This window comes from Amycolatopsis sp. NPDC057786, assembly GCF_042797905.1.
In the GTDB taxonomy this organism is placed as follows: domain Bacteria; phylum Actinomycetota; class Actinomycetes; order Mycobacteriales; family Pseudonocardiaceae; genus Amycolatopsis.
Genome location: NZ_JBHVKW010000051.1, coordinates 1 through 26,226 on the forward strand (window position 1 = coordinate 1; position 26,226 = coordinate 26,226).

The 26,226-nt window shown below is 69.3% G+C and carries 26 protein-coding genes; 7 read left to right on the forward strand and 19 right to left on the reverse strand.

The features are described 5' to 3' along the window. Positions 1 to 99: 99 nt before the first annotated feature. From ACFVM3_RS24090 to ACFVM3_RS24110, 5 genes are all read right to left on the reverse strand, one after another. On the reverse strand, positions 100 to 1,044 hold the full coding sequence (locus ACFVM3_RS24090; protein ID WP_378441925.1) for an anti-sigma-D factor RsdA: 945 nt from the start codon (positions 1,042 to 1,044) through the stop codon (positions 100 to 102). Beyond that, a complete protein-coding gene (locus tag ACFVM3_RS24095) occupies positions 1,045 to 1,617 on the reverse strand; it encodes a sigma-70 family RNA polymerase sigma factor (protein WP_037314832.1) in 573 nt (190 codons plus the stop codon). It abuts the gene before it with no gap. A gap of 382 nt (positions 1,618 to 1,999) precedes the next feature. Further along, the gene (locus tag ACFVM3_RS24100; RefSeq protein ID WP_003073605.1) at positions 2,000 to 2,596 is read right to left on the reverse strand and encodes a response regulator transcription factor; all 597 of its coding nucleotides are present in this window, start codon (positions 2,594 to 2,596) and stop codon (positions 2,000 to 2,002) included. 140 nt (positions 2,597 to 2,736) lie between these two features. Continuing rightward, the gene (locus tag ACFVM3_RS24105) at positions 2,737 to 3,576 is read right to left on the reverse strand and encodes a hypothetical protein (RefSeq protein ID WP_378441927.1); all 840 of its coding nucleotides are present in this window, start codon (positions 3,574 to 3,576) and stop codon (positions 2,737 to 2,739) included. Positions 3,577 to 3,585: 9 nt separating this feature from the next. Next, positions 3,586 to 4,500, reverse strand: a complete 915-nt coding sequence (locus tag ACFVM3_RS24110) for a MerR family transcriptional regulator (RefSeq protein ID WP_378441988.1) — start codon at positions 4,498 to 4,500, stop codon at positions 3,586 to 3,588. Positions 4,501 to 4,730: 230 nt separating this feature from the next. Between ACFVM3_RS24110 and ACFVM3_RS24115 the strand changes: the two genes are divergently transcribed. After that, entirely contained in the window at positions 4,731 to 5,051 is a 321-nt protein-coding gene (locus tag ACFVM3_RS24115) for a WhiB family transcriptional regulator (RefSeq protein WP_007031108.1), read from the forward strand. Positions 5,052 to 5,213: 162 nt separating this feature from the next. Here the strand turns inward: ACFVM3_RS24115 and groL are convergent, their stop codons facing one another. From groL to ACFVM3_RS24130, 3 genes are all read right to left on the reverse strand, one after another. Continuing rightward, positions 5,214 to 6,827, reverse strand: coding sequence for a chaperonin GroEL (gene groL / locus ACFVM3_RS24120; protein WP_378441929.1), 1,614 nt, complete (start codon positions 6,825 to 6,827; stop codon positions 5,214 to 5,216). Positions 6,828 to 6,927: 100 nt separating this feature from the next. Continuing rightward, positions 6,928 to 7,221 (reverse strand): co-chaperone GroES, encoded by a 294-nt coding sequence (gene groES, locus ACFVM3_RS24125; RefSeq protein ID WP_007031106.1) that lies wholly within the window; start codon positions 7,219 to 7,221, stop codon positions 6,928 to 6,930. Between the two features lie 206 nt (positions 7,222 to 7,427). After that, positions 7,428 to 8,066, reverse strand: coding sequence for an HAD family hydrolase (locus ACFVM3_RS24130; RefSeq protein ID WP_378441930.1), 639 nt, complete (start codon positions 8,064 to 8,066; stop codon positions 7,428 to 7,430). Positions 8,067 to 8,207: 141 nt separating this feature from the next. Here ACFVM3_RS24130 and ACFVM3_RS24135 point away from each other — a divergent pair, with 141 nt between their 5' ends. Then, positions 8,208 to 10,103: an N-acetylmuramoyl-L-alanine amidase gene (locus tag ACFVM3_RS24135; protein WP_378441932.1), complete on the forward strand. Its 1,896-nt coding sequence runs from the start codon at positions 8,208 to 8,210 to the stop codon at positions 10,101 to 10,103. A 15-nt stretch (positions 10,104 to 10,118) separates the two neighbouring features. Here the strand turns inward: ACFVM3_RS24135 and ACFVM3_RS24140 are convergent, their stop codons facing one another. Together ACFVM3_RS24140 and xrtP are read right to left on the reverse strand one after the other, a co-directional pair. Continuing rightward, positions 10,119 to 11,507: a glycosyltransferase gene (locus tag ACFVM3_RS24140; protein WP_378441934.1), complete on the reverse strand. Its 1,389-nt coding sequence runs from the start codon at positions 11,505 to 11,507 to the stop codon at positions 10,119 to 10,121. Continuing rightward, on the reverse strand, positions 11,507 to 12,010 hold the full coding sequence (gene xrtP, locus ACFVM3_RS24145) for an exosortase P (protein ID WP_378441936.1): 504 nt from the start codon (positions 12,008 to 12,010) through the stop codon (positions 11,507 to 11,509). The genes ACFVM3_RS24140 and xrtP overlap by 1 nt, the downstream gene beginning before the upstream one ends. Before the next feature lie 429 nt (positions 12,011 to 12,439). Here xrtP and ACFVM3_RS24150 point away from each other — a divergent pair, with 429 nt between their 5' ends. The 3 genes from ACFVM3_RS24150 (at position 12,440) to wecB (ending at position 14,673) form a co-directional block, all read left to right on the forward strand. Continuing rightward, positions 12,440 to 13,216, forward strand: a complete 777-nt coding sequence (locus ACFVM3_RS24150) for a choice-of-anchor P family protein (protein WP_378441938.1) — start codon at positions 12,440 to 12,442, stop codon at positions 13,214 to 13,216. A gap of 21 nt (positions 13,217 to 13,237) precedes the next feature. After that, the gene (locus ACFVM3_RS24155; protein ID WP_007031099.1) at positions 13,238 to 13,417 is read left to right on the forward strand and encodes an LPXTG cell wall anchor domain-containing protein; all 180 of its coding nucleotides are present in this window, start codon (positions 13,238 to 13,240) and stop codon (positions 13,415 to 13,417) included. Positions 13,418 to 13,521: 104 nt separating this feature from the next. Beyond that, a complete protein-coding gene (wecB, locus tag ACFVM3_RS24160; protein WP_378441990.1) occupies positions 13,522 to 14,673 on the forward strand; it encodes a non-hydrolyzing UDP-N-acetylglucosamine 2-epimerase in 1,152 nt (383 codons plus the stop codon). On the opposite strand, the gene tsaD is transcribed toward wecB, so the two are convergent. From tsaD to tsaB, 3 genes are read right to left on the reverse strand one after another with little or no spacing between them, the layout of a single operon-like run. Beyond that, complete coding sequence (gene tsaD / locus ACFVM3_RS24165) at positions 14,670 to 15,716, reverse strand: tRNA (adenosine(37)-N6)-threonylcarbamoyltransferase complex transferase subunit TsaD (RefSeq protein WP_126736612.1); 1,047 nt, start codon at positions 15,714 to 15,716, stop codon at positions 14,670 to 14,672. The genes wecB and tsaD overlap by 4 nt on opposite strands. After that, entirely contained in the window at positions 15,716 to 16,195 is a 480-nt protein-coding gene (gene rimI, locus ACFVM3_RS24170) for a ribosomal protein S18-alanine N-acetyltransferase (protein WP_378441940.1), read from the reverse strand. The genes tsaD and rimI overlap by 1 nt, the downstream gene beginning before the upstream one ends. Then, positions 16,192 to 16,845, reverse strand: coding sequence for a tRNA (adenosine(37)-N6)-threonylcarbamoyltransferase complex dimerization subunit type 1 TsaB (gene tsaB / locus ACFVM3_RS24175; RefSeq protein WP_378441942.1), 654 nt, complete (start codon positions 16,843 to 16,845; stop codon positions 16,192 to 16,194). Before tsaB ends, rimI begins: the two co-directional genes overlap by 4 nt. A 328-nt stretch (positions 16,846 to 17,173) precedes the next feature. Here tsaB and ACFVM3_RS24180 point away from each other — a divergent pair, with 328 nt between their 5' ends. Together ACFVM3_RS24180 and ACFVM3_RS24185 are read left to right on the forward strand one after the other, a co-directional pair. Continuing rightward, positions 17,174 to 18,595: an acyl-CoA synthetase gene (locus ACFVM3_RS24180; protein ID WP_378441944.1), complete on the forward strand. Its 1,422-nt coding sequence runs from the start codon at positions 17,174 to 17,176 to the stop codon at positions 18,593 to 18,595. After that, on the forward strand, positions 18,592 to 19,920 hold the full coding sequence (locus tag ACFVM3_RS24185; RefSeq protein ID WP_378441946.1) for a carboxyl transferase domain-containing protein: 1,329 nt from the start codon (positions 18,592 to 18,594) through the stop codon (positions 19,918 to 19,920). The genes ACFVM3_RS24180 and ACFVM3_RS24185 overlap by 4 nt, the downstream gene beginning before the upstream one ends. A gap of 32 nt (positions 19,921 to 19,952) precedes the next feature. On the opposite strand, the gene tsaE is transcribed toward ACFVM3_RS24185, so the two are convergent. From tsaE to ACFVM3_RS24215, 6 genes are read right to left on the reverse strand one after another with little or no spacing between them, the layout of a single operon-like run. Next, complete coding sequence (tsaE, locus tag ACFVM3_RS24190; protein WP_378441947.1) at positions 19,953 to 20,417, reverse strand: tRNA (adenosine(37)-N6)-threonylcarbamoyltransferase complex ATPase subunit type 1 TsaE; 465 nt, start codon at positions 20,415 to 20,417, stop codon at positions 19,953 to 19,955. Next, on the reverse strand, positions 20,417 to 21,514 hold the full coding sequence (locus ACFVM3_RS24195) for an alpha/beta fold hydrolase (protein WP_199745637.1): 1,098 nt from the start codon (positions 21,512 to 21,514) through the stop codon (positions 20,417 to 20,419). Before ACFVM3_RS24195 ends, tsaE begins: the two co-directional genes overlap by 1 nt. Further along, entirely contained in the window at positions 21,511 to 22,650 is a 1,140-nt protein-coding gene (alr, locus tag ACFVM3_RS24200; protein WP_378441950.1) for an alanine racemase, read from the reverse strand. Before alr ends, ACFVM3_RS24195 begins: the two co-directional genes overlap by 4 nt. Positions 22,651 to 22,678: 28 nt before the next feature. After that, positions 22,679 to 23,770: an ABC transporter ATP-binding protein gene (locus ACFVM3_RS24205; RefSeq protein ID WP_034304347.1), complete on the reverse strand. Its 1,092-nt coding sequence runs from the start codon at positions 23,768 to 23,770 to the stop codon at positions 22,679 to 22,681. A 4-nt stretch (positions 23,771 to 23,774) separates the two neighbouring features. Beyond that, positions 23,775 to 25,202, reverse strand: a complete 1,428-nt coding sequence (xylB, locus tag ACFVM3_RS24210) for a xylulokinase (RefSeq protein WP_378441952.1) — start codon at positions 25,200 to 25,202, stop codon at positions 23,775 to 23,777. Further along, entirely contained in the window at positions 25,192 to 26,007 is an 816-nt protein-coding gene (locus ACFVM3_RS24215; RefSeq protein ID WP_378441954.1) for a DeoR/GlpR family DNA-binding transcription regulator, read from the reverse strand. The genes xylB and ACFVM3_RS24215 overlap by 11 nt, the downstream gene beginning before the upstream one ends. Between the last annotated feature and the right edge of the window lie 219 nt (positions 26,008 to 26,226).

Genomic DNA, 26,226 nt, shown 5'->3' on the forward strand with positions numbered 1-26,226 from the left:
CGCTAAAGGCGATCGCCTTTAGCGGGCTAAACGCGATCTGAGACATAACGAAAGGGCCTGGTGAGAGATCTCACCAGGCCCTTCGGCGTTTTAGGGGTGCTACGTCGTCTCGCCCGCGGCGGGAGCCTGCGCTCCGGCGCCCGGCGTCGGCTCGTTCCGCGAGCCACCGGGATCGTTGCCCGAGGCCGGCGGCGTCGTGGACGTCGTGGGCGGTGGCGGCTCGCTGCTCGTGGTCGGCGGAGTCGGCGAGGGAGTCGTGGTGCCCGGCAGACTCGTGCCGGGGTTGCCGCCTCCGGGCAGCGACGTCGGCGGAGCGGTCGGCTGCGGGCTGGGCGGAGGCGTGGTCGCGACCGGGGTCTGCGACGGCTGCTGCTGATCCGGCGGCAAGGGCTGCTGGCCGGGGTTCTGCAGCTGAGCACTCAACTGGCGGTGCTGTTCGAGCAGTTGATCGCGGTTCTCTTCGTCGGTCACCTGGGTCAGCGCGGCCTGGGCCTCGTCGAGCGCCTTACGGGCGTCGTCGAGGCGCCCGCCGGCGAGCGCGAGGTTGGCCTTTTCGAGATCGAGTTTGGCCGCCGCGGCGGCCTCGACCGACCGGGCGTGGTCGGCGTAAAGCACCTTGGTCAGGCCCCAGAGCGTGTCACCAGGCTGCGCGTCCTTCGCGGCGAGACCGGTACCGGCGAAGGCGATGGCCAGGACGGCCGCGGCGGCGGCCACCGGGACCAGCAGCCGGCGTCTTCCCCCGTGTTTGCGGGCGAGCGCGGCGGTCTTCACGGTGACGACGGCGGTGTCGACGTCGACGAGTTCCGCGAGCGGCTCGCTGTCGATGTCACGCCGCCAGGCCAGCAGCAGCGCGTTGAGGTCTTGATCGCCGAGGTCGTCGGCCATCTTCGGGTCCGAGCCACCGAGTGCGTCGAGCAGCGCGTCATCGGCCTGGACGGCCGACAGATCCGCGGCGAACTCGGCCTCCGAGGGCGTCAGCCCTCTTTCGAAGGCCGTCAGTTCACGATCGGTCTCAGGGGAGAACCGATGGTCGCGATCGGTCACTCAGATCACCTCCTCAGCGGCCAGAACCTTACGTAGGCGCGCGAGGGCGCGATGCTGGGCCACCCGGACGGCGCCGGGGGTGGACCCCACGGCCTCGGCCGTCTCTTCGGCGGACAATCCCACGACCACCCGCAGGACCACGATCTCACGCTGTTTGTCAGGAAGGACTCGCAGCAGCTGCGACATGCGCTCGTTCAACTCGCCTTGGAGGGCACGCTGCTCGGGACCGACGCCGCCCTCGATCTCATCGGGGACTTCGGCGACCGGCTCGGCGCGGTTACGGGCCGCGGCGCGATGCGCGTCGGCCACCTTGTGCTGGGCGATCCCGTAGACGAAGGCCAGGAACGGGCGGCCCTGATCACGGTACGAAGGCAATGCCGTGAGCACCGCGAGACACACCTCCTGAGCAACGTCGTCTGCGGAAGCGAACGAACGCTCCTGCCTGCCAACCCGAGCGCGGCAGTACCGCACTACCAAAGGACGGATGGCCGCCAGCAACCGCTCGACCGCTTGAGGGTCACCCTCAACAGCAGCGGCGACCGGCTCATCCAGTCCGTCCCCCACATTGGCCATCGCAGACAACAGTCCCAGTGTTACGTATAGGCGTGCAAAGAGTCCGGCGTGTGACTTCGGAATCCACTACCCGGTGACAGCTACCGTACCGCTCGGGTTCGCCGCCTTCGTTGACGGCCGTCATCGGCGCGCCGACCTGCTGGCGTGCGCGCTGAACCCGGATCTTCCTGGTCCCTTTCGCTCGTGGTCGAACTTTCAACGAGCCGGAACACAGTGGGGTACGACGGTCCACCCGGAGGCGGACTCGCTCGGGCCAGGGTGCCCGAGCGGTGAACATAAATGCGCGAAGCGTGACAGGGAACACAGGTACGGGCCAGGGGTACACCCCCGGCCCGTTCGTCACCCGTTGTGCGATCTCGCCGTTGAAATCAAGAAAGCGTTGTCAGGAAACAAGTCCACGGCGGAATCCGTGGGCGACCGCCTGAGCGCGGTCTCGTACGCCGAGCTTGCGGAACAAGCGGCGCGCGTGGGTCTTCACGGTGTCTTCGGACAGATACAGCTCGCGTCCGATCTGCCCGTTGCTCTTGCCCTGGCTCATCCCGCGAAGCACCTGAAGCTCTCGCTCGGTGAGCTGGACGCCGGGATCGGACGGCTGACGCGGCGCCGGCACCGAGGTGCTGGCGAGCGTGTGCGCCAGTGCGGCGACCAGCTCGGGACGCGAGGCGTCCCAGCGCAGGTAGCCGCGGGCGCCGCCGGCGATGGCGGCGGCGATACTGCCCGCGTCGTCCGGGGCGCCGAACACGATCACGTTCGCTTGGGGGTTCGCCGAGACGAGCCGCCGGGTGGCTTCGACGCCGGTCGGGACGGCGCGCTGGGTACCGACCAGCACGACGTCGACTGGCTGACGGGAGTACCGGGCCAGCAGCTCGTCACCGTGCGCTACGCAGTCGATGCGACTGACCCCTGGGACCGCGGACATCACTCGAGTGAGCCCTTCGCGGACACTGCGTCGGTCGTCGCAGATCAAGACCGTCGTCACGGGGTTTCCTTCCTGCAGCCGGGTGACATTCCACTTCCCCTATCGGACGCTTTAGCCCGAACCTTGACACGATCCGGTGGCTTTTTTTGAAAGTTCTTAGCCCGGTTGCCGGAATGGGCCCTCCAACAGGCTAGACGCCATCAGAGGGGCACCCACGGAGATTCCCGGGCGAGCCACCTCCCGCAAGGATCCGCATGCCGTAACACTGCGTGCAACACTTCTGCCCCTCTGAATCGATACTCATCGGCGTGTCCTGCCCCGAAGTCCGCCCCGACCAGGCACGCCACCCACAGAAGTGAATTGAATTCGTATTTCTCGGCGGTTTCGCGCGCGCTCTCGACCAGCGCTTTCGCGCGGTCCCGCTCAGCGGAACCGGCATTCGCGATCGTCACGGCGAGTACGAGCTGTGATTTGACGACATGCCGGCACGAACCCCTGGCGCGCGCGGTTTCCCACGCCATTTCCGCAGGTGCGATCGCCGCGGCGGAAATGTTACTCGCCAGTTCGATTTCCGCGCCCACCCAACCGGCCCTGGTCCGGGTCCGCCAGTTGCCGGTGTGCACGTCCGCACGGGCGAGCAACTTCCGGGCGGCGGCCAGCCTGCCGCGCCCCAGGTTGTCCGCCGCGAGGCCGAGAAGGGCGTCCGCCCGAGCCCCCTCGGTGTCCAGACCGTCGGGGTCGGATGCACCTCGCGGCTCGGTGATGACCCGCGCGAGCGCCTCGCCGTCGAGGACGAGAGCCGCCGCGTGCCCGCCCAACTGCCGCCGGTGCGACGCCAGCGTGCTCGCGGCCAACGAAGCGACCACCGGATCCTTGCCGGTGCGCAAACCGTTCAGCAGCGTGGCCGCCGCCGCGTACCGGCCGCGGGCGCCGAGCCCGATCGCGGCGAGCAACCGTCCGCGAGGAGACACGGGCACCGCGAAGGAACTCGGCGACGGCACGCCGTCACCGAACGCGGCGGACCGCAAGGACGATTCCATGCGTCCTTTCTATCGCCTCGCACCGACAAGAACGTGCTCTATCCGGTCGGCCGCGGTCGTCAGTTCGCCGAGCAGTTCGATCTTGTCCGGGAGGGTGGCGGGATCCCAGCCGGGCCCGCACGCGAAGAGCCTGCTGCGCTGACGACCGCGGGAGATCCTGGCGAACAGTCGAGGATCCGCGGTCGCGCGGCGTCCCGACCAGAGGACGACCGCCGCCGGGACGCTGCGGCGAACGGTCACGGCGAGCACTTCGGCGGGCAGGGACGCCCCGAACAGCTGGGCGCCGACCCGGCGTCCCGCCAGCGCCGCGGCGAGCGCGTACATGGGCAGATTGTCGCGCTCGTCCGGGACGCAGGTCAGCAGGACCGGACGCTGATTGCGCGGTTCGCGCAGCACGGGCGTCGCGCGGACGAGGGCGGCGTACACGCATTCGGCGAGCAGGTACTCGACCTCCGCGCCGGCGCTGACACCGCGCCAGCGCGCGCCGAGCGCCGTCAGGACCGGCGACACGACACCGGTCCAGGCCGGCAGGACGCCGAGTTCGCGGATCGTGTCGGCGAGCATGCGCTGGACCGCGCCGAAGTCCATCGCGAGCGCGGCGGTGCTCAAGCGCCTGGCAAGGCGGGACGGAACGTCATGGTCGTCGGCCGGCGGCGCGGCGGCCCGCTCCTCCACTTGGACCACGACGGCTTCCGGTGGCTCCGTCGCCGTCCGGGGCATCTGCTCCAGGGCGTACTTCGCCGCTTCAGCCGTCGAGGCGCCGCGAAGCAACGCGCGCTGCATCAGTTCGAGGCGGCCGATGTCGGAGCTGCCGTAGCGACGGTGACGGCCGTTGGTGTGGCGGCTCGGCCCTACGCCGTATCTGCGGTCCCAGGTGCGCAGGGTGGACGGCGCGACCCCGAGCCGGCGAGCGACCGAGGCCACCGGCAGGGTGGGTTCTTCACTGCTGATCCGAGATCCCACTCGACCCAATATCCAGGCAGGCAGGGACCGGGGCAACCGGAACGGAAAGTACCGCTCACACATCCGGGGGATGCCTAACGGCTGAATCGTCTTGAATCTCTTGAACAAGTATTGGCGCGCTTCTAACGTTACCGCCGTTGCACCGAATGGAGTATCCGCAGCGCAGCAGAGCACGTAAACGCTTCGACCGGATGACGGAGGCGGTCAGGATGGCGGACACACGCAGGCTCCCAGGACCCAACGCGGATGTGTGGGACTGGCAGCTCGAAGGGTCGTGCCGAGGCATGGACAGCGCGTCCTTCTTTCACCCTGACGGCGAGCGCGGGCCGGCCAGAGCCCGCCGCGAGGCGAGGGCCAAAGCCGTGTGCCTGGCCTGCCCGGTACTGGCCATGTGCCGGAACCACGCGCTCGCCGTGCACGAGCCGTACGGCATCTGGGGCGGACTGTCGGAATCGGAACGCGAGCACATCATCAAGGCGGACAAGCGCACATTGAGCATGTCGAACGGCTGAACCGGCCGAGTCGACGACGCGGAAGGGCGGCATCCGGGTGGGGTGCCGCCCTTCCGCGTCTCCGGCGCCGGATCGCGATTAGGGGGCTAAACGCAGGTCGGCACCGGGTACGAAAACGGGGCGGCACTCCGGATGGAGTACCGCCCCGTTTCTGGGGTGGAACTAGTGCGCGTGGCCGTGACCGGCCGCGGCGGGCTCCTCCTCGACCGGCTTCTCGACGATGGAGCTCTCCGTCGTGAGCACGAGCCGGGCGATGGAAGCGGCGTTCGCCACCGCGGACCGGGTCACCTTGACCGGGTCGACGATGCCGGCGGCCAGCAGGTCGGTGAGCTCACCGGTGGCGGCGTTGAAGCCGTGCCCCCAGCCCTGCTCCTGGACCTTGTTCACGATGACCGCACCCTCGTGGCCCGCGTTGGTCGCGATCCAGAACAGCGGGGCGGACAGCGCGTCGCGGACGATGCGCACACCGGTCGCTTCGTCGCCCTCGAGGCCGAGGCCTCCGTCGAGCTCCTTGACCGCGTGCACCAGCGCCGAGCCACCGCCGGGCAGGATGCCCTCTTCGACGGCCGCCTTGGTCGAAGCCACGGCGTCCTCGATGCGGTGCTTGCGCTCGTTCAGCTCGGTCTCGGTGGCCGCGCCGACCTTGATCACCGCGACACCGCCGCCGAGCTTCGCCAGCCGCTCCTGCAGCTTCTCGCGGTCCCAGTCGGAGTCGGTGTTCTCGATCTCCTTGCGGATCTGCGCGACGCGGGCCGCGATGTCGTCCTTGGTGCCGGCACCGTCGACGAGCGTGGTGTCGTCCTTGGTGACGACGATCCGGCGGGCGTTGCCCAGCTGGGCCAGCGTGGTCTCGGACAGCTTGTGCCCGATCTCGGCCGAGATGACCTCGCCGCCGGTGACGACCGCGAGGTCGTCCAGGAACGCCTTGCGGCGGTCGCCGAAGAACGGCGCCTTGACCGCGACGGCGGTGATCGTCTTGCGCAGCGAGTTCACGACGAGGGTCGACAGCGCTTCACCGTCGACGTCCTCGGCGATGATCAGCAGCGGCTTCTTGGCCTCGACGACCTTCTCCAGCACCGGGAGCAGGTCGGCCAGCGCCGAGATCTTCTCGCGGACCAGCAGGATGTAGGCGTCCTCGAGGATCGCCTTCTGCTCCTCCGGGTTGGTCGCGAAGTGCGCCGACAGGAAACCCTTGTCGAACTGCACACCCTCGGTGATCACGAGCTCGGTCGCCAGCGTGGACGACTCCTCGATCGTGATGACACCGTCTTCGCCGACCCGCTCGACGGCCTCGCCGAGCAGGGCGCCGATGGCCGCGTCACGGGAGGTGACGGTGCCGACCTGGGCGATGTTGTCGCGACCCTTGACCGGGGTCGCCTTCTCCTTGAGGACCGCGATGACCTTCTCCGCGGCGGCCTCGATGCCACGGCCGACGGCGGTCGGGTTGGCACCGGCGGCGACGTTGCGCAGGCCGACCTTCACCAGCGACTGCGCGAGCACGGTCGCGGTGGTGGTGCCGTCACCGGCGACGTCGTTGGTCTTGGTGGCGACGCTCTTGGCGAGCTGGGCGCCGAGGTTCTCGAACGGGTCGTCGAGCTCGATCTCACGAGCGACGGTGACACCGTCGAGGGTGATGGTCGGGCCGCCGAACTTCTTGTCGAGCACGACGTGGCGACCGCGCGGGCCGAGGGTGACCTTGACCGCGTCGGCGAGCTTGTTCACCCCGCGCTCGAGCGCGCGACGAGCGTCCTCGTCGAAACTGATCTGCTTGGGCATGGCCTGTTCCGCTTACCTTCCAGTTCTAAAGCTCGGAAAACACGAACGCCCCGTTCCCCGGCAATGCGGGGCCCGGGGCGTCATGCGCTGAGAGCGGACGTCAGTTGATGACGGCCAGCACGTCGCGAGCGGAAAGGATCAAGTAGTCCTCACCGTTGTACTTCACTTCGGTGCCGCCGTACTTGGAGTAGATGACGACGTCGCCGACGGAAACGTCGAGCGGGACGCGGTTGCCCTTGTCGTCGATGCGGCCCGGGCCCACGGCCAGAACCTTGCCCTCCTGGGGCTTCTCCTTGGCGGTGTCGGGGATGACGAGGCCGGAAGCGGTCGTCTCCTCGGCCTCACTCGTCTGGACAACGATCTTGTCCTCGAGCGGCTTGATGTTCACGCTCACCGGGTTGACCTCCACGGTCGTCGAAAGCGTTGGCAGGATGAGTTACGGCTCCTACCACCCCCGCCGTCGCGGGTGCCGGGGCGTGTTCGGGCCGTGCAATTAGCACTCTAGCCATGTGAGTGCCAGCTTCGCAAGGAGGGTCCGCTCACCTTGTCCGCGAGCCCCTGACCGGCCCTTTTGTCCCACCCGCCACCACCGGATCGCGATTAGCCCGCTAAACGCAGGTCCGCGAGGTCGGTCACCAGGGCATCCGGGTCGAGGGCCGCGAGGGCCCTGCGCTTGGCGGGTGTCTTCGCCAGCGCGATCGAAGCGACGCCGGCGACGCGGGCGGCCAGGATGTCCGCGGCAGAGTCGCCGACCATGACGCACTGACCCGGCGACGTGCCGAGGGCCTTCACCGCGGCGTCGATAAGCGCAGGCCCTGGCTTCAGCAGCGCGGGATCGCTCGTCGTCCGGGCGCTGATCCCGCGGATGTGCCCGGCGAGTTCGTGCAATCCCAGGAAGGACCTGATCGCGTCGACGGAGTTGTTGCTGACGATCGTCACCGTGAACCCCTGCGCGCGCCAGTCGCGGAGCACTTCCGCGACACCCGGAGCCGGTGAGATCAGGGCGACGGCCTCCCCTTCGAAGCGGCTGAGCTGCCGCTCGACGACGTACCCGGTGTTGGGCCCGCACGAGGCCGCGTACCTGAGCACGTCGAACGGATCGGCCGAGGCGATCACCTCGGGTTCGATGAGGCGGTTGAGCCTGTCCGCCACCTCGCTCGCCGGAAGCCTGGCGAACACGTCGCACACGGGCCCGTCGAAGTCGAGGAAGACATGGTCCTTCTCCCGCAGAAGCTCCATGCCCCCACCTTGCCACCGACCTGCGTTTAGCCCCCTAATCGCGATCTGGAGGGACCTTACGGACGAAGCCGGTTTCTGGTTAGGTTCCGACCATTGGGGTCGGTCCTGTTCAGCAGACCTAGTCACTGGGGGTATACGCCCATGCCGCGTCCCTTCCGTCCCGTAACCCTCGAGCCGCTCCGGCGCCGGTCCAAACGGACCGCCGGGCTCGCGGTCCTCGCCCTCGCAGCAGGCCTTCTCGCCGCTGTCCCCGCCGAAGCCGCGCCTGCGGACCAGCAGCGTCAGCGGGACTTCGCGGCCGCCGCGCAGGAGTTCGGCGTCCCGGAGAACGTCCTGCTCGGCGTCTCCTTCCTGGAATCACGCTGGGATTTCAACGCCGCCACCCCGAGCACGTCCGCCGGATACGGCCCGATGCACCTGACCGACCTCCGCGAGGCTGGCACGGGCACGCATCACGACGAAGGCGAGGAGGATCCGCGCGGCGACGACGCCCGCCCGGCGAAACTCCCGGCGACTCCGGCGCCGAAGCCTCCCCCACCCGGTCTCCAGACCATCGACGAGGCGGCCGCGCTCATCGGCCAGGACGTCGCGACGCTGCGCACGAACACCACCCAGAACATCCGCGGCGGCGCCGCTCTGCTGGCGAAGTACCAACGCGAGACCGGCGACTGGAGGGCCGCCGTCGCGCGCTATAGCGGCGCGAAGGACGCGAAGGGTGCACAGTCCTTCGCCGACGAAGTCTTCGACACCATCTCCAAGGGCGTCAGCCGCAGGACAGACGACGGCCAGAACGTCACCCTCGCCGCGTCACCGATGAGCCCGGCGCGCGCCCAGGCCGAAGACCCGAAGATCGAGTGTCCGAAGAAGATCTCGTGCCTTTCGGTGCCGGCGCCGTACCAGGAGTTGCCGGACGACGACTACGGCAACCACGACAAGGCGGACCGGCCGAAGAGCCAGAAGGTCGAATACATCATCATCCACGACACCGAGGGCTACTGGGACACGGCGATGGACCTTGTCACCGACCCGACGTACGTGAGCTGGCACTACACGATCCGCTCGTCCGACGGCCAGATCGCGCAGCACGTGCCGACCAAGGACGTCGCCTGGCACGCGGGCAACTGGTACGTCAACGCGAAGTCGGTCGGCATCGAGCACGAGGGCTTCGCCGCGAAGGGCACTTGGTACACGGAGGCGATGTACCGCACCTCCGCGAAGCTCGTCGCCTACCTCGCGCGGAAGTACGACATCCCGCTCGACCGCGCGCACATCCTCGGCCACGACAACGTTCCCGGCACGATCCCCTCGACCATCCGGGGCATGCACTGGGATCCGGGCCCGTACTGGGACTGGGCGCACTACTTCGAGCTGATGGGCGCGCCGCTTTCCGGTTTCGGCCGTCCCGGCTCACCGCTGGTGACCATCACCCCGGACTTCGCCACGAACCAGCCCGCGTTCACCGGCTGCGAGGCCGCCGGAAAGCCTTGCCCGGCAAGGGGTTCCGGTTCGGTTGTCCTGCGCAGCGAGCCGAGCGACTCAGCGCCGCTGCTCAAGGACATCGGCCTGCGCCCGGACGGTTCGGCGAGCACGATGGCCGTTTCCGACATCGGCAGCCGGGCGGAGACCGGCCAGCGGTACGTGGTCGCCGAGCGGCGTGACGGCTGGACGGCGATCTGGTACCTCGGCCAGAAGGGCTGGTTCCGCGACCAGCGCACGACGAGCCCTGCGTTCGGCCTGGTCGTCACGCCGAAACCCGGCCTGGCGACCGTGCCGGTGTTCGGGCGCGCGTATCCCGAAGCCGAGGCGTACCCGGCGAACGTGCCGGTGCAGCAGGTCATCCCGCTGCCGTACACGTTCTCGGCCGGGCAGCGGTACTCCGTCGGCAACCTGCTCGGCTCCGAGTACTACTCGGCGACGACGTTCGACCCCGCGAACCACGTGGTCGTCAAGGGCAAGACGAAATACGTGCAGATCCAGTTCGGACACCGGATCGCCTTCGTGAAGGCGGACGACGTCCGGATCCTGCCCGCGCTCTGAAAACCGTCCCCGGGGTCAGGAGTCCAGCGCGACCTTGACCCCGGGGGCGTGCTCGGTGTTCCGCCGCGTCTTCGACCAGCCGTTGCGGCCGCGCACCAGCCGGAACAGCGCCCGCCACGACGTGATGTAGAACGTGTAGATGTACAGCGCGTAGGCGAAGCCCATCCCCAGTCCACGTAGGACATTGCGGCTCTTCAGGCATTTGAACTGGTAGATCGGGCCCCAGACGATGAACGGCAGCAACCCGAACGAGCCGTAGATGGCGAACAGGATCCACGCGCCGTCGTCGGCGAACCAGGTCCACACCTGCGCCGGATCACCCGCGGTGCTGAAGAGCAGCAGGATGAACGGGATCGGGTACAGCAGCGAGCCGAGCAGCTGCATCCACGGCTGCGCGAGGTAATACATCATCTCCGCCGCGCCCAGTGTGCTCACGTGCGGCGAATCCCAGATCCGCCGGAGATACCGCGAACACTGCATCGTGCCCTGGCCCCAGCGTGTGCGCTGCACCAGGAACCGCCGCAGGCTGTACAGGCCCTCCTGTTTCACATGGGAATCCGGGGTGTAGCCGGTCCGCCAGCCCGCGGTCAGCAGGTGTACGCCGAGTTCGAAATCCTCCAGCAGCGAACCGCGCCACGGCTGTTCGTCCGGCCCGGCGATCGAGTCCAATGCGGACAGTCGCGTGAACTGACCGTTGCCGCCCATGGAGATCGTGCCCGTGAAACCGCGCGAGGTCTGGATGGCCGCGATGGCCGTGCGGAACTCCAGATCCTGCATCTGGGCCAGCTTCAGCCCGAAAGCACGGGTAAACCAGTTCTTCCCCGGCGGGCGGGTGTCGGCGTTGCCCATCCAGACGTCGAGCTGGACGGCGCCGATCGTTTCGTCGCCGAAGAGATGGTCCGCGGCGCACACTTCGAGGCAGTTCGCCGCCGGCCGCCCGTCCGCGTCGACGACCACGACCACCACATCGTCACGGCTCGCGTCCGGGCCCATCCAGTCGTTGAGCGCCTGATACGCCGCGTTGAGCGCGTCCCCCTTGCCCGTCCTCGCCTCCGGACGGCGCCGGGGAACGAGGTGCAGATACGGGTCATAGCCGCCGTTGCGGCGCCAGATCGACCTCACCACCCGCGCCGTGCGGTCCTCGGAGTCGTCGTCGACGACCCAGACATGCGCGTGCCGGAACGTCGACCGCAGGTACCGCACGGTTTCGCGGATGACGGTTTGTTCGTCCCGGCACGGGACGAAGAAGTGCCAGGTGAAGTCGGCGGCGTCACCGACGGGCGCGGGTTTGCGCCGCAGGTACGGCACGACGATCACGACCACGTACACGATGAACGCCACGCTCATGGTGAGCGCGAAGGCCTGCGTGATCGCGAGAAGGATCTTGATCGAGCCGCCGCCCATCAGGCGGCCCCGCGTTCGGCGCGCGGCTTGCGAGTGCTCAGCCAGACGAACAGCACGAGGGCGACCGCGCCGCCGAGGACGCTGACCATCGAACCGAGCAGGGTGTGCCCCCAGTAATAGCCTTCGTCGATACCCATCACGTTCACGAGCCCGACGATGGCCAAAACCCTCATCTGATTGACAAGAATGACGACCACCGCGGAAATAACCAACGAAGTGAAGAGCCTCTTCGCATTTCCCGGACGGAAATACAACATGACGGCGGTCACCAGCAACAGTGGCAGCAACATGAATGCCGACGAGCATTCCGGAGTCATTCTTAACCCGAGTGGAGTATCGCCCGACAACCCAAAGTAGACAGTCTCGCGTTCACCGGCGACGAAGACACCCGATGTGGTGATGACCCTCAGTATCAGGCCGGAGAGCTGAACTTCGAAAACCCGGTACAGGCGTTCGGCCAGCACCAGGCCGACCGCGACGGCGAGTACCGCCAGCACGGCCATACGCAGGGGAAACCGGCTGGAACTCGGTAAAGGAGCGCTCGCAACGGCCACGATGACCCTCTCAGGAAAGACGCAGCAGACGACGGGGCCCGCCGAAGCGGACAGAGACCTCGCCGACGAGCGTAAGTCAGCGAGAACCGGCCCTTTCGACCGGGGTTCACATTTCCCACGTGATCAAGTGCCCTTTCGGCACGATCGTGAAGAAACTGACTAGGCCGAAAGAGTGAACCCTTCGGCGACCTGCGGAGAATGTCCGCAAGACCACCTGATCCGGTGATCCTCGCAGTTTTCTGTTCAATTTAAGAAACACTCGGCGATAGACGATCCGCGAGCCGAGTCAGGCCAGCCGAGGATTCGTCCGTGACGGTTGTGCCCTCGTGCCTACCGCAGATCAAGAGAAACTCCCCACGAATCAATTCGGAGGACCAGTTGAAGAACACGCACCTCTTGCGACGAGGTGGATTGCTCGCCGCTGTGGTGGCGAGTGTGGCCATCGCCGGCGCGGCGCCCGCCTCGGCGGCCCCCGGCGACGGCTCCGCGTACGGCGTCAAGGTCGATGTGAAGCTCCTCGGCCTCGACGCGGTGAAAGCCGGGCCGCTCGCCGAGGCGAAGACCTCCGGGCCGACCACCAACAGCCTCGCGAAGGTCGACCTCACCGGCGTGCTCACCGCGGGCGCGATCAACACCGAAGCCAAGCGCGACGAGAACTCCGGTGCCGTGACCGCCAAGGCCAGCACGGCCGATGTCGGCTTGCCGCTGCTGAAGAGCGCGCTCGGCGATGTCGGCGTCAAGGTCGTCGAAGCCACCTGCACCGCGACCCAGAAGGGGGTGCAGGGTGCGACGAACCTGGTCGGCGCGAACCTCGGCAGCGCGGGGACGGTCGACTCGACGCCCGCCCCGAACACGCAGATCAAGGTCGGCCTCGGCACCGTCAACGTCGCGACGATCATCCTGAACGAACAGATCAAGAACCCCGACGGCAGCCTCACGGTCAACGCCATCCACGTGAAGCTGCTCGGCGACGCTCTCACCCCGCTCGGTTCCGGCGACGTGATCGTCTCGTCGGCCACCTGCGGTCCGGCCGGCCTGCCCGTGCCGCTCGCTTCGGGCGCGGGACTGTGGATCGGTCTCGGCCTGCTCGGTGCCGTCGCCATCCCGGTCGGTATCCGCGTCGTCCGCAACCGGCGTCCGGCGACCACCGCCTGACCTGGGTGAAGTGAGGTCGAAATGTACAAGTTGCCTGGCGCCGGAGTCGGCGTCGCCGGTGGCGGGGTGGGTGCCCTCGCCGCCACCGGGGCCGACGTCGGCTGGTGGCTGGCCGTCGGGGTGATCCTGCTGGTTCTCGGAACCATCGCGGTCATCGCGGGCTACCGCCGCACGAAACGGCTCGGTGAGATGGGGAGCTGACGCTTCCCGGACGGAAACGGCCGCCGGCGTGGGCCCCTCGCGCGCCGGCGGCCATCACCCGCGTTTTGCGGGACACTCGAAACGTGGATGAGGAGCGCGAACGCGTGGATGTGATGTTGCTGGCCGGAACGCGGCCGGAGGCGGTCAAGCTCGCGCCGCTGGCGTTGGCACTGGCGGAGCACCCGCACCTACGGCCCTTCGTCGTCCACAGCGGACAGCATCAGGGCATGGTCGAACAGGCGCTGATCCCGTTCGGGCTGCCGGTCGACGCCTGGCTCGACACCCCGCCCCGGACCACCGGCACCCAGGCGGAACTCGTTTCCGGGGTACTTCCCGCGCTCGACGAGCTGCTGCGACGCATCGCCCCGGCCGCGGTCGTCGTCCAGGGTGACACCACGACGGGGCTGGCCGGCGCGCTCGCCGCGTTCTGGCAGGGCATCCCGGTCGTACATCTGGAAGCGGGCCTGCGCACGCACGACCTCGCCGCACCGTTCCCCGAAGAGGGGACGCGGCAGATGATATCGCGGATCGCCGCACTGCATCTCGCGCCGACACCCGCCGCCGCGGCAGCGCTGCGCACGGAAGGTGTTCCCCGCCAACGGATCGCCGTCACCGGCAACACCGTCGTCGACGCCGTGATCGCGATCGCCGAGCGGGATCTCCCGGCGCGGGACACCGCGCTCGCCTTACTGGAAATGGAAATCGCCGAAGCCGGCGAACGTCTCGTTCTCGTCACGTCGCATCGGCGCGAGTCCTGGGGCGAGCCGCTGAGCCGCACGCTCGCGGCCATCGAACTGATCGTCGCGGAGCACAGCGACGTCCAGGTCCTGTTCCCGGTGCATCCCAATCCGGCCGTGCGGGACCAGGTGACGGCCGCGCTCGGCGGGACCCCGAGGGTGACGATCACCGAGCCGCTCGAATATCCCGACCTCGTACGCGCGCTGCGGCTCGCCGAGCTTGTCCTGACCGATTCCGGTGGTATCCAAGAGGAAGCGCCGACGTTCGGTACGCCCGTCCTCGTGCTCCGCGACGTCACCGAACGGCGCGAAGCCGTCGAGGCGGGCTGCGCCTGGCTGGTCGGGACGGACACCGGCCTCATCGCGGACACCGCGGCGAAGGTCCTGCGTGGCGACCTCCATCCGACGCACGCCGGAAACCCTTACGGTGACGGCAATGCCGCCGCGTTGTCGGTAGCCGCGCTGGAGGAGCTGCTCAACCTCGCCCCAGCGCCGCGCACCACCGCCGAATCGCGTTAGATCGAGACGATCTGCACCGGCAGTGCCGGATTCGCGGAGAAGTCGAGCGAGGCCCGCGGCCGTCCGGCGGCGACCACGTGCGCGCCGAGCGCGGCGATCATCGCGCCGTTGTCCGTGCACAGCCGCGGTCGCGGAACCCGCAGGGTGATCCCGGCTTCGGCGCAGCGCTCGGCGGCCAGTTCGGACAATCGCGAATTCGCTGCCACACCACCGGAAATCACCAACGTGTCCACGCCGTGTTCCTTGGCGGCGCGGATCGCCTTCATGGTGAGCACGTCGGCGACGGCCTCCTGGAACGACGCGGCGACGTCGTCGACGGGAATGTCCTCACCGCGGCGTTCTGCGCCTTCGACCCAACGCGCGACGGCGGTTTTCAGGCCGGAGAAGGAGAAATCGAACTTGGCGTCGCGCGGCCCGGTCATCCCGCGGGGGAACGCGATGGCCGCGCCGTCGCCGTTCTTGGCGGCCTTGTCGATGGGCGGTCCGCCGGGGTACGGCAGGCCGAGCACGCGGGCGACCTTGTCGTAGGCCTCACCCGCTGCGTCGTCCACAGTGGACCCGAGTTCGGTGATCTCGGACGCGATGTCGTCCACCAGCAGCAATTGCGTGTGCCCGCCCGAAACGAGCAGGGCGAGACAGCGGTCGGGCAGCGGGCCGTGCTGGAGCGTGTCGACGGCGATGTGCCCGGCCAGGTGGTTGACGCCGTAGAGCGGGATGTCGAGCGCGGCGGCGTACGCCTTGGCAGCGGCGACGCCGACCAGGAGCGCTCCGGCGAGGCCGGGACCAGCGGTGACCGCGATCGCGTCCACATCGGACAGTTTGAGCCCGGCCTTCTCGAAGGCCCGCTCGACCGTCGGGACCATCGCCTCCAGGTGCGCGCGGCTGGCGACCTCGGGCACGACGCCGCCGAACCGGGCGTGCTGGTCGACGCTGGAGGCGACCTCGTCGGCGAGGAGTTCGACCGTGTTGTCGTCGTGCAGGCGGACGAGGCCGACACCGGTCTCGTCGCACGAACTCTCGATGCCCATGATGATGCGCGGCATCAGCCCGCCACCTCGTCTCGGACCTGGGCCCGTGGGCGGGCCATCGTGTAGGCGTCGGCGCCGGAGGGCTGGTAGTAGCGCTTCCGGAGGCCGACGCGTTCGAAACCGTGCCGCTCGTAGAGCGTGATCGCCGCGTCGTTGTCGGTGCGGACTTCGAGGAAGACGGGCGCGGCGAGTTCGTCCGCGCGGTCGAGGAGCGCCTTCAACAACGTGGTGCCGATGCCCTTGCGCTGGTAGGCCGGGTCGACGCCGATCGTGTGAATGCTCGCCTCGTAGTCGCCGCGGCGGCCGACGATGGCAAGCCCGGCGTAACCGATGACCTCGTCACTTTCATCCGGACGGGCGACCAGGTAGTAGCCGCCACCGTCGAGTTCGGCGTGGAAGGCGTACGCGCTCCACGGCGAATCGCCGGGGAAGAGGATCTTCTCTATCTCGACACAGCGGGGAATATCCTTGCGGCGTAAGGGTTCCAGCCTCACGGCGTGGTCACCTTCTTGCGCACGGCCGGTTCGACGGCGTCCGGGCGGCGGAGGTACAGCGGGGTGAGCGGGGCGGGTTCGTGGTTGAAGTCGGCCGCCTTGACCAGTCCGATGGGTGACGGAAAGCGCGGCTCGATCGGCTGGACTCCGAGGGCGTCCGCGTAGAGGAGGGCGCCGTCGCCCGCCGCGACCTTGATGGTGGTCTCGAGGTCGGCAGGCCGCTCGACGTGGGGGCCGTCGGTACGGGAGCCGTCGGCGGCGTACGCGGCCCAGTAGACCTCGCGGCGCCTCGCGTCGGTGAGGACGAGGAAGGGCGCTTCGCCGGGGGCGACGTCGGCGGCGATCGCGTCGAGGCTGCACACCGGGTACGCGGGGATGCCGAGGGCGTGGGCGAGCGACGCGGCGGTGGCCATGCCGGCGCGAAGGCCGGTGAAGGGGCCGGGGCCGACGCCGCAGACGATGGCGTCGAGGTCGCGAAGGGTGACGCCCGCGGCCTTGACGGCTTCGAGGGCGTGGGGCGTGATCAGCTCGCCGTGCGCGCGCGGGTCGACCGTGACGCGGTCGCCGCGTGACTCGAGGACGTCGCCGTCCAGGGCGACGAGGCCCGCGGTGACCGCCGGGGTCGAGGTGTCGATGGCCAGTACCAGCACGGTTACCCAGCCTACGACCAGCGCCCCGGATCGCGTTTAGGGGGCTAAACGCGATCCGCCTGGGGTCTGCCCTCCGGGCCCCGAGCCCGCCGCCGGATCGCGATTAGGGGGCTAAAGTCGCTCCGGCTCTCCGCCCGCAGACCGCGTTTAGCCCGCTAAACGCGGTCCGGTGGACCTTGGCGCTCCAGACCTGCGGATCGCGATTAGGGGGCTAAACGCAGGTCGGCCCACCGTGTGAAGCAGGTCGCAGGGGTGCGGGTGGGCAGCGCGGTACGGTCCTGCGAGGGCCACGCGCCCCGGCCGGCGGAGTCGAGCAGGAGGTCACACGGTGCCCGATCGGTTGTTCCCCACGCTGGCGAGCGGCTCGGCCAAGGAGGCGCTGCGCTTCGGCGACATCTCCCTCACTTACGACGACGTCGCGGCCGTCGCCGGCACCCTCGCCCGCGACCTGCCGCGCGGCCGGGTCGCCGTCTGGGCGACGCCGTCGGTGCACACCAGCGTCGCCGTCGTCGCCGCCCTGCTCGCAGGCGTCCCCGCCATCCCGCTCAACCCGAAGATCGGCGAGCGCGAACTCGCGCACATCCTCACCGACAGCGAGCCCGTCCTCGTACTCACCGAACCGGGCGTCGACCTGCCTGCGGGACTCAGCGGCCTGCCGCGCCGCGACGTCCTCCTGGAAGGCGCGCCTGTCGATCTCTCCGCGGAACCGGACGCCGAAGCCCCGGCCCTGATCGTCTACACCTCCGGCACCACGGGCCCGCCCAAGGGCGTCGTCCTCCCCCGGCGCGCCATCTCGACCACTCTCGACGCGCTCGAGGACGCCTGGGAATGGACCGCTGACGACGTCCTGGTCCACGGCCTCCCGCTGTTCCACGTGCACGGCCTGATCCTCGGCATCCTCGGGCCGCTCCGGCGCGGCGGCTCGGTCCGGCATCTCGGTCGCTTCTCCACCGAAGGCGTCGCACGCGAACTCGCCTCCGGAGCGACGATGATGTTCGGCGTCCCGACCATGTACCACCGCATCGCGGGCGAAGTCGGCGAAAACCCGTCGCTCGCCGAAGCGCTCAGCAGCGCCCGGCTGCTCGTCTCCGGATCGGCCGCACTGCCCGTTCACGACCACCAGCGCATCACCGCGGCGACCGGCAGGCGCGTGATCGAGCGCTACGGGATGACCGAGACCCTCATGAACACCAGCATCCGCGCCGACGGCGAGCACGTGCCCGGCACGGTCGGTGTCCCACTGCGCGGTGTCGATCTCCGGCTGGTCGACGAAGCGGGCGAGCCTGTCGAGGAGGTCGAGACCGTCGGCGAGATCCAGGTCCGCGGTCCGAACCTGTTCACCGAGTACCTCAACCGCCCCGACGCCACCGAAGCCGCCTTCGACGACGGCTGGTTCCGGACCGGTGACATGGCGACACGCGACGCGGCCGGCTACGTGAAGATCGTCGGCCGGAAGGCGACGGATCTGATCAAGAGCGGCGGTTACAAGATCGGCGCGGGTGAGATCGAGAACGCGCTCATGGAGCATCCCGGCGTCGCGGAGGTGGCGGTGACCGGCGAACCCGACGACGACCTCGGCGAGCGCATCGTGGCCTGGGTGGTGCCCGAAGGAGAACGCCCGGCGGAGTCGGAACTCGCCGACCACGTCTCGCGCCTGTTGTCGCCGCACAAACGGCCTCGGGTGGTCCGTTACCTGGAAGCGTTGCCGCGCAACGACATGGGCAAGGTCATGAAGCGGGCGCTCGGATGAGCAGGTCCTCGGCGCGGTCCGTCATCAAGGAGATCGCGACCGGTTTCGAGGAGCTGGATGCTCCGCGTTCCGAGGAACCGGACGACGGGCCGATCGGCTGGCCGGGCTACGGCTCGGCACGTGTGGCCGCCGAAGAGCGGACCGGAGAAGACGAGTCCGTGGTCTGCGGGACCGCCACGATCGGTGACGTTGAGGCGGTCGTGATCGCGTTCGAGTTCGGCTTTCTGGGCGGGTCGATCGGTCAGCGGACCGGTGATCGCGTCGAAGCGGCGTTCGCGCGGGCGGTCGAATCCCGGTTGCCGGTGGTGTCGCTGATCGCGACCGGCGGCAGCCGCATGCAGCACGGGATGCGGGCGCTTTCGCAGTTGCAGCGCATCGCGCGGGCGGCGGCCGGAGCTCGGTCGGTGCCGCAGATCTCAGTGCTGCGCGATCCGACCACGGGCGGTGGCTGGGCGACCCTCGGTGCGAGCGCCGACGTCGTTCTCGCGCTGCCCGGGGCACAGGTCGGTTTCGCCGGTTCCCGTGTGCGGCCCGCCGGCGCGCCCGCGGAGGCGTACACGGCCGAAGCGAAGCTCGCGTGGGGCCAGGTCGACCAGATCGTGCTGCCTTCCGAACTCCCCGCGGCACTGGAACGGTGGCTGCGCCTCCTGACTTCGCCGACGCCGGAAGCCGCGGAGCCGCCTGGCGCGCTCGGAGCGATGGACTTGCCCGACAGCGGATGGGACGCGGTCCAAGCCGCGCGCTCCGCCGAGCGGCCGAGGGCGGCGGAGTACCTCGACGCGTACTTCGACTGGCGTGAGGAGATCTCGGGCGACAGGTGCGGCGGAGTCGACTCCGGTGTCTTGTGCGGCTTCGGATGGCGAAGCGGCCGCGCGATCGCGTACGCGGCGCAGTGCGGAACGCCGACGTCGCCCGCGGGCTTTCGAACGGCGGCGCGTCTGGTGCGGCTCGCGTCGAGGCTCGAAATCCCGGTCCTCACCCTCGTCGACACCCCGGGCGCGGCGAACGACGAGGCGGCCGAGCGGGCCGGGGCCGGCGCGGCGATCGCGGAGTTGTTCGAGGCGGTCGCGAGCGCGGCCGTGCCGATCACGACGCTGGTGATCGGGGAAGGTGGGTCCGGGGGCGCGCTCGCGTTCGCGGCGCCCGGGTCGACGTGGGTGACGCCCGGCGCGTACTTCTCGGTGACCTCACCGGAGGCGGCCGCGGCGATCCTCAAGCTGCCCGCCGACGAAGTCCCCGCCCTCGCGGACCGACTGCGGCTACGCCCCCAAGACCTCGTCGACCTGGGGATCGCGCGCCCGGTGGTCGGCCCGAATCGCGATTAGGGGGCTAAACGCAGGTCGGCGCCAGATCGCGATTAGCCCGCTAAACGCAGGTCGGGCGTGCGGGACGTCCAGGTGCCGTGAGGTTCCAGGGTGACCAAGCGGACATCGTCTTCGCGGCGTTCAAGGCGGACGACGAGGTAGTCGTCCGACAGCCGTTCGGCGGACCCCTCGCCCCATTCGACGACCAGCGCGGACCGCTCCAATTCGGTGTCGAGGTCCAGGTCGTCCAGCTGCGAGAGATCCCCGCCGAGCCGGTACGCGTCCACGTGCACCAGCGCGACCCCGGAAGCCCCGGCCGGATGCACCCTGGCGAGCACGAACGTCGGCGAGCTGACCCGCCCGCCGACCCCGAGACCGTCCGCGATACCGCGGGTCAGCGTCGTCTTGCCCGCCCCGAGCGGCCCGGCGAGCAGCACGAGGTCGCCCGCGCGCAACGAACGTCCCAGCTCTCGCCCGAATTCCATCGTCGCTTCGGGAGTTGGGAAAGCGAAATTCATCAGCGTTGCCACCACCAGGTCCGCCGTTCGGAAGTCTCACCATCGGTGCCCGTGCACCGTTGCACCAAGTCGATCAGGTGACTGTTCACCAGTTCGGGTTGTTCCAGCTGCACCATGTGCCCCGCGCCGCGGACGCGCACCAGCTCCGCGTCCGGCAGCTCCGCCGCGATCCGCTCGGCGTGCGCGATCGGCGTGAACCGGTCGGAATCCCCGCCGACGACCAGCACGTGCGCGTGCTTCAGGCCGGCGAGCGCGGCGTACCGATTGTGGCTGCCGAGCGTGTCGACGAAGTTCACGAGCCCGCGCACCGGCGTGACCTCGAGCATTTCCAGCATGAAGTCGACAAGTCGCGGCGACACGTCACGGCTGCCGAAGGCGAGCCTGCGCACGGCCTGCCGGGTCAGCTGCCCGCCCGCCGCGCGCACGAATTCGACGAGTCCCGGCTGCCAGCCGGCCAGTCCGCCGACGCCTCGCGTGAGCGGGTTGTACTTCGAGAGCAGTGATCTCGGCAGTCCCCGAGCGCCCACTTCGCCCGCCGCGGTCGCGATGAACGCGACGCCGCAGACACGGTCGTCGAACAGCTCGGGATGTTCCGAGGCGAGTTCCATGATCACCATGCCGCCCATCGAGTGCCCCATGAGCACGATGGGCCCCTCCGGCACCACCGAACGCAGGACCATGTCGAGGTCGCGCGCCAGCTGCTCGATGGTGCTGGTCTCGGCGGTCGCGGCGCCGGATTGCCCGTGCCCGCGATGGTCGAAGTACACCTGACGCACCCGCGGCAGCTTCAGCGACGCGAGGTCTCGCCGCTGAAAATGCCAGCAGCGCTTCGACAGCGCGAAACCGTGCACGCCGACGACGGTCAGCTCCGGTTCTCCTCCATCGGCCGGATCGATCTCCTCGACCGCGAGCGGCGTGCCGTCCTCCGCCGCCACTGTCGAGGTCCGATCCGGCGCGAGATCCCCCAACGGCTCGTCCACGAACGGATCCTCACTCTGCCGCCGCTGCTGTGCGGCGACGGCGATCGCCGCGGCGGTGCCGGTGGCCACCGCCCCGACTCCGCCGACTATGGCCAGCAGTCTTCGTGAAGGTGTCACGAACCTGCCTCCAGATACGTCCGGTGGATCCGCGGGCGGTACATCGAAGTCACGATCTCGTAGTCGATCGTCCCCAGCTTGTCGGCCCATTCCCGGGCCGTCGGCTCGCCCGAAGCGCCTACGCCGAAGAGGATCACTTCGCTGCCGATGGGCGGCTCGTCGTCTCCGCAGTCGACGATGAGCTGGTCCATACAGACACGGCCGACGACCGGCCGTCGCTTCCCGGCGAGCAGGACGTCCATCCGCCCGGACAGCGAACGCGGCACGCCGTCGGCGTATCCGACGGGGACCAGCGCGAGGGTGGTGTCGCGTTCGGCCGTCCAGCTGTGGCCGTACGAGACCGACTCGCCGGCCGGGATCCGTTTCGTGAGCACGACGGAGGACTTGAAGGTCATCGCCGGGCGCAGGTCGTCGCCGGTCGGCACCGGGTTCAGCCCGTAGATCGCGATCCCGGGGCGGACGAGGTCGAAGTGCAGGTCGGGCCTGGTCAGCACGGCGGCGGAGTTCGCGATATGCCGCATCGGGTCCAGGCCGGCGGCGCGGGCGATGTCGTAGGCCTCCTCGAACCGCTTCGCCTGGGCGTCGATGGAGGGGTGGCCGGGCTCGTCGGCGCAGGCGAGGTGCGACCAGATGGCGACGACCTCGATGAGCGGCTTCGCGGCCGCCGCGGCCTTGACCAACGCCGGCCATTCCGCAGGTGGGCAGCCGTTTCGGGACAGCCCGGTGTCGATCTTGAGGTGCACCCGGCAGATCGCGTTTAGCCCGCTAAAGTCGCGTGCCCGGCGAGCGCCGTCGGCCACGCGGGCCAGCTCGTCAAGGGAGCTGACGGCGACGTCGATGTCTTCGGCGACCGCGGGCGCGAAGTCGGCTTCGGGAGTGTCGAGCCAGCTGAAGAGACGGACTCCGATTCCCGCCCGGCGCAGCGCGAGCGCCTCGCCGAGGGAGCAGGTGCCCAGCCAGGTGGCCCCACCCTCGACGGCGGCACGGGCGACCTCGATGGCTCCGTGCCCGTAGCCGTCCGCCTTGACCACGGCCATGGTCTGGGCCGAGGGGGCGCGGGATGCGAGCAGGGCGACGTTGTGCCGGATGGCGGACAGGTCGATGACGACCTCGGCACGCGGGAAACTGGCGGTCATAACGACCACCAGTTTCCCACGAACCGGCTCAGGACAGGCGCGCCCCGTCGGTGGCGGAGAACACGTGCAGCTCGTCGGGACGGATCCGCAGGTGCAGCGTGTCACCCATGGCCGGCGGCTTGCGCGGGTCGACGCGGGTGACGACGTTCGACTTCGTGCCTTCGGCGTCGGTCTCGGCCAGCTTGCCGTACACGTACGCGTCCGAGCCGAGCTCCTCGACGAGGTCGACCTTGACCGGCACGGTGCCGTCCTCGCTGGTGGTCACCTCGAGCGACTCCGGACGGAAGCCGAGGGTGACCGTGTCGCCGTCGGCCTTGGCGAGGATCTCGCGGGTCAGCGGCACGCGCGCACCGCCCAGCTCGGCGCCGTCTTCGGTGAGCTTCGCGGTGACGAGGTTCATCGCGGGCGAGCCGATGAAGCCGGCGACGAAAGCGTTTGCGGGCCGGTCGTACAGGGCGCGCGGGGTGTCGCACTGCTGCAGGAGACCGTCCGAGAGGACCGCGACCCGGTCACCCATCGTCATGGCCTCGACCTGGTCGTGCGTGACGTACACGGTGGTGACGCCGAGGCGGCGCTGCAGCGCGGCGATCTGCGTACGGGTGGAGACACGCAGCTTCGCGTCGAGGTTCGACAGCGGCTCGTCCATGAGGAAGACCTGCGGCTCGCGCACGATGGCACGGCCCATCGCGACACGCTGGCGCTGACCACCGGAGAGCGCTTTCGGCTTGCGGTCGAGGTACTGCTCGATGTCGAGCAGCTTGGCCGCGTCGAGCACCTTCTGCTTGATCTCCGACGCCGGGCGGCCCGCGATCTTCAGCGCGAACCCCATGTTCTGGCCCACGGTCATATGCGGGTACAGCGCGTAGTTCTGGAACACCATCGCGATGTCGCGGGCACGCGGCGGCAGCTGTGTGACGTCGCGATCGCCGATCCACACGGCGCCTTCGTCGATGTCTTCGAGGCCGGCGAGCATCCGGAGGCTGGTGGACTTGCCACAGCCGGAAGGCCCGACCAGCACGAGGAATTCGCCGTCGGCGATCTCGAGGTCGAGTGCGTCCACGGCGGGCCGCTCGGAGCCCGCGTAGCGCCGGGTCGCCTTGTCGTAGGTGATCGTGGCCATCGGTTCAGTCCTCTTTCGGTTTCGCGGAAATGCCGTGCCCGAGTTCGCGGGCTTCGAGATGCCGTTGCTGGATTCGGTGCCCCTCGGCGCGGTCCGCCTCGGTCGGCTCGAGTGGGGTGTAGCCGTGCTGTTCCTGCCAGCGGGGAGGTTCCGTGCTGGAAGCGAGGGCCCAGGCCGCCTGCCGCGCGGCACCGACCGCGACGTACTCGGCGACTTCGGGGATGACGACGGGCACGCCGAACACGATCGGCGCGACCGCGCGGACGGCAGCCGATTGCGCGCCGCCTCCGATCAGGAGCACGCGGCGCACTTCGAGTCCCTGCTCGCGCAGCGCGTCGAGTCCGGCGGCGAGACCGCACAGCATGCCTTCGACAGCCGCGCGGGCGAGATTCTCGGGGATCATGTTCGCGCGGGTCAGGCCGAAGAGCGTGCCGTTGGCGTCCGGCAGGTTCGGCGTCCGCTCACCGTCGAGGTATGGCAGGAAGGTGAGGCCGCCGGAGCCGGGCCCGGCCGCGAGCGCCAGCTTGTCGAACTCCGCGAGTTCGACGCCGAGCATCGCGGACGTGGCCGTGAGCACGCGGGCCGCGTTGAGGGTGCAGGCCAGCGGGAGGAAGCGGCCGGTGGCGTCGGCGAATCCCGCGACGATGCCGGAGGGGTCGGCGCTCGCGGTTTCGGAGACGCCGAAGACGGTACCGCTGGTGCCCAGCGAGACGACGACGTCGCCGGGGGCGAGTTCGAGACCGAACGCGGCGGCCATGTTGTCGCCGGTTCCGGCCGAGACCAGGATCCCGTCCGGGGTGCGGCCCGCGGCTTCGGCGGGGCCGATGACCTTGGGCAGTTCGGGTGTGCGGCCGCCGAACGCGTGCGCCAGGAGGTCTTGGCGGTACTCGCCGGTGGCGGGCGAGAAGTAGCCGGTGCCGGAAGCGTCACCGCGATCGGTGACCGGCTCGGCGCCGCCGCCCAGCAACCGCCAGGTCAGCCAGTCGTGCGGGAGCAGGACACTGGCGACGCGATCGGCCAGCTCTGGCTCGTTCTCGGCCATCCAGCGCAGCTTCGTGATGGTGAAGCTGGCGACCGGCACCGAGCCGACGGACTTCGCCCAGCTTTCCGGACCGAGCTCGCCGCTGAGGTCTTCTGCCGCCTTCGCGGACCGGGTGTCGTTCCACAGCAAGGCGGGCCGGACGACTTCGCCCGCCTCGTCGAGGGCGACCATGCCGTGCTGCTGACCACCGATGCCGATGGCGCCGACGCCGTCGAGCAGGCCGTCGGTGGCTTCGCGGAACGCCTCCCACCACGCGGCGGGGGCGACCTCCGTGCCGTCGGGGTGCGAGGCGCGGCCGGTGCGGACGATCTCGCCGGTGTTCGCGTCACAGACGACGACCTTCGTCGACTGGGTCGACGAGTCGATTCCGGCGACGAGGTCAGAACTCATATTCCGGGCCCTCCGGTGCGCACTCGACCTGCTCGATGGCGGTTCCCGCGGTCAGCGCCGCCTCGATCTCCTCGGTCGGCGCCTCTTCGTCGGTGATCAGGAGGTCGTAGTCGCCGATGTCGCCGTACGCGTAAGTCGCGGTGCGGCCGAACTTGGAGTTGTCGACGACCAGGACGTTGCGGTCCGCGGTGCGCAGCGCGGCCTTCTTGAGTTCGGCGTAGTCCTGGACCGGGTGGAACAGGCGGCCGACCGCGACCGCGGCGACCGAGACGAACGCGATGTCGGCGTGTGTGCGGTCGAGGAACCCGACGACGTCCGGGCCGGCGCACGAGTCGAACTCGTGGTGGTAGCGGCCGCCCGCCAGGACGACCTCGACGCTCTTGGCCGGGCCGAGGATGCGAGCGGCTTCGAGCGAGTTGGTGATGACGGTGAGGTCTTCGACCTGGCCGAGGCGGCGGACGAGCGGGAAGAGCGTCGTCGAGTCGTCGACGAAGACCGTCTGGCCGGAGTGGACGTGCGCCGCGGCGGCCTCGCCAAGGGCGTCCTTCGTGGCCTGGTTGAAGGTGTCGCGGAAGCGGGCGGCGGACTCCATGGTCGTCGCGGGGTAGGCCTCGACCTTGCCGCGGAGTTTGCGGAGGAGGCGACGGTCGGCGAGATCGTCGAGGTCGCGGTGCATCGTCATCAGGCTGACCCCGAAGCGGGCGGTGAGGTCGTCGATGCGGACCTCGCCGGTGGCGATGACGTGGTCGAGGATCTCCTGGCGCCGGTGCTCGACGGCGGCGTCCGATGGCCTGGTCTTAGACATGGGCGACACCGTTCACGACACGGACCATCGCGGTCTCGGCGGGGTGGGTGTCGGCGCTCACACCTGCTTCTTACCAGATTATTCGCCCGGAGTTAACACGTAACTCGATAACTCTCGCATTTCTTGCCACCTTCCCCTCCGACGCCCGGACCTGCGTTTAGCCCCCTAATCGCGCTCTGAGGGCACCCGCCAGCAGAGCGCGGTTAGGGGGCTAAACGC